The organism is Massilia sp. DJPM01, assembly GCF_030348125.1.
Classification (GTDB): domain Bacteria; phylum Pseudomonadota; class Gammaproteobacteria; order Burkholderiales; family Burkholderiaceae_D; genus Telluria_A; species Telluria_A frigida.
On sequence record NZ_JAQOZV010000141.1, the window covers coordinates 1 to 2,378 of the forward strand.

The window sequence follows — 2,378 nt, forward strand, 5'->3', positions numbered from 1 at the left end:
GTACCGCCCTGTCTGCGGATCATAATCCCTATGGTAGTTGTAGAACAGATTTGTGTTTCGGTCATAGTATTGGCCTGGCATCCGCAAATTGAATGTAAAGGTACCTGATCCGCTGAAATTTTCGGTCGGTGGTGTCAGTCCGAACGGATCACCATTGTCCCAGCGCCAGACAATCTTGTTGTCGAGCGGGCGCGTGATCATCCGTGGCGTTCCCAAATGATCCGGATGAATATGGAATACGTTAACCGTCGTGGTTTGGGCGGGTGCCGTTCCCGTCACTGTCTGCGTCAATACTGCCACCGGAAGGTTGCCCAGGTACACGGTCTCACGCGTCGCCTTGCCGTTGAGATAGCTGTACTCACCAACCAACTGTCCTTGTCCGTCATAGACGAATATACCTCCACCGTTAGTTTGGAAGACACGCTGTTCCAAGCCGTTGAACAGCTGGTGGGCCGTGACAGCACCGTTCTGAATACGGTATGGCCGAGCCCGTCCACTATAAGTGACGACGAGCGTGCCATCAGTGGTCAGATTACCGGCGCCGTCGTACGTATTCGTCTTGGCCGGCCCCGGACCGGTGGTCGCGCTCAGCTTATTGCTGAGAGGGTCGATCGTGTTCGTGTAGCTGTTCGCCCCGAAGCCAGCCTTGATGCGGTTACCGGTAGCATCGTAGGCGTAGGTCTGGGTGGTACCGTTGCCGCTGTAGCTGGTCAGGCGATCGAGCTCGTCATAGCCGAAGGTCTGGTTCAGGCTGGCAGGGCTGGGCGCTGTACCGGTGCCGGTATGCGTGTATCCCTTGATACGGCTTGCGGCATCGTAATTGACCGTGCGGACCACGCCGTTCGCGGAAGGGTTCCCCAAGGTATAGCTGCTGATCCGCCCATCCAGGTCGTAGGTGCGGACATGCTTGTTTGCGCTTGCTTGCGTGCTGTTTCCCCAAGCCCAACCGGTGGTCCCGCCGAGCGGAGCGTAGGTAATATTGCTCAGTAAAACAATGCTGCTGGTTTCGTTCGTGCCGGGACCGCTGGCCTGAACCGGGTTGAGCGTGACGCTGGTGACTTGGCCCGCCACGTTGTAGCCGTAGTTGACCCTGTTGCCACTCGGGTATGTCACGCTTGCCAGCCGGCCGGCAGCATCGTAAGCGTAAGTGAGGGTATGCGTGTTGGTGTAGCTCCCCAACCCGGTCGTGGTCTGGGCTTTGGTCACCAATCGCCCGAAACCGTCGTAGGTGTAACTCGTGTTACCCGATTCATCCGTCATGCGGGTCATCTTGCCGTACGCGTTTGGCGTCGGGGTCGCGCCGCCGTCGTATTCAAACGTGGTGCTGATGGTACCCGTATAGTCGATCCGGGTCAGACGATTGAGCGCGTCGTAAAAATAGGTATTGGTTTTACCGCGGCCGTCGATGCTCGTCTTCAGATTGCCTGCGGCATCATAGGTCGACTTCGTCAGGCCCGTATCGGGGCTACCCAGCTCAGCCTGATTGCCCAGGCCGTCGACGCTATAGCGCGTTTCCAGATTGCGCGGATCGGTCACCGTCGCCACTTGGTCGATGCCGTCGTAACCATATTTAATGGTCGGGCGCGCGCCGTTGACCAGTGGCTGTTCCACCTGCTTTACACGGTTGAGCGGATCGTAGATCTGGTTCGTCACTCGTCCTAGCGGATCCTTGACCTGCGTCAGATTGCCGCCCAAGTCATACCCGTACTGGGTTGCCGCTGCGGGCACGGTCTGCGCCGATGCGAGAGTTCCTGTGTAGGCACCGAGCAACGGGGTATAAGTCATCACAACGATTAATGCGCCGGACGTCAAACGGCTGAAGGTACGGCGGGTCATTGTGCAGCTCCGCTCTGGCTCGTCATACGCCCCATGGTGTCGAAGGTACGTGAAATCTGACGTGCGAGCTTCCCGTCGGGATCGCGTACTTCTTCGCTGACCCGGTTGCCCGTCAGATCGAGCACGTAGTCGATCCGGTTGCCGCGGCTGTCAGTGATGGCCGTCAGGCGGTGTGCTGCATCGTAGGTGTAATTAATGATGCTGTTGTCTGGCAAGGTGATTTTCTTCATGTTTCCCGCGTGGTCATATTCATAAATTGTCTTTGCTTGCAGCCCGGTCGAACGCACTGTTTTGCTCAGCAGTTTCCCGCGCGGCGAGAAGACCAGGTCGGTCGCCACGCCGTTTGGCGCTTCGACAAGTTGGGCATTGCCGTGTTTGTCGAACTTGGAAAAACGCGTTGTACGGTTCAGTGCATCCTTTACGGTTTCAAGATTGCCGGCCGTATCGTAGGTGAACGTAGTGCGATCTACGATATCTGTTCGCGGTCCCGTAATAGTCAGGAGCCAATTGCAAAACGATTTTTCTGAACTGGCCGACATCAG

At 57.2% G+C, this 2,378-nt stretch carries 1 protein-coding gene and 1 pseudogene; both read right to left on the minus strand.

The window, feature by feature from the left end; translation table 11 throughout:
• Positions 1-1,836, minus strand: a 1,836-nt coding sequence (locus PO883_RS34125; RefSeq protein ID WP_289313751.1) for a type IV secretion protein Rhs, incomplete at its 3' end; no start/stop codon positions are given.
• Positions 1,833-2,378, minus strand: a pseudogene (locus PO883_RS34130) (RHS repeat protein); the annotation flags it as partial. The gene PO883_RS34125 and the pseudogene PO883_RS34130, both read right to left, overlap by 4 nt.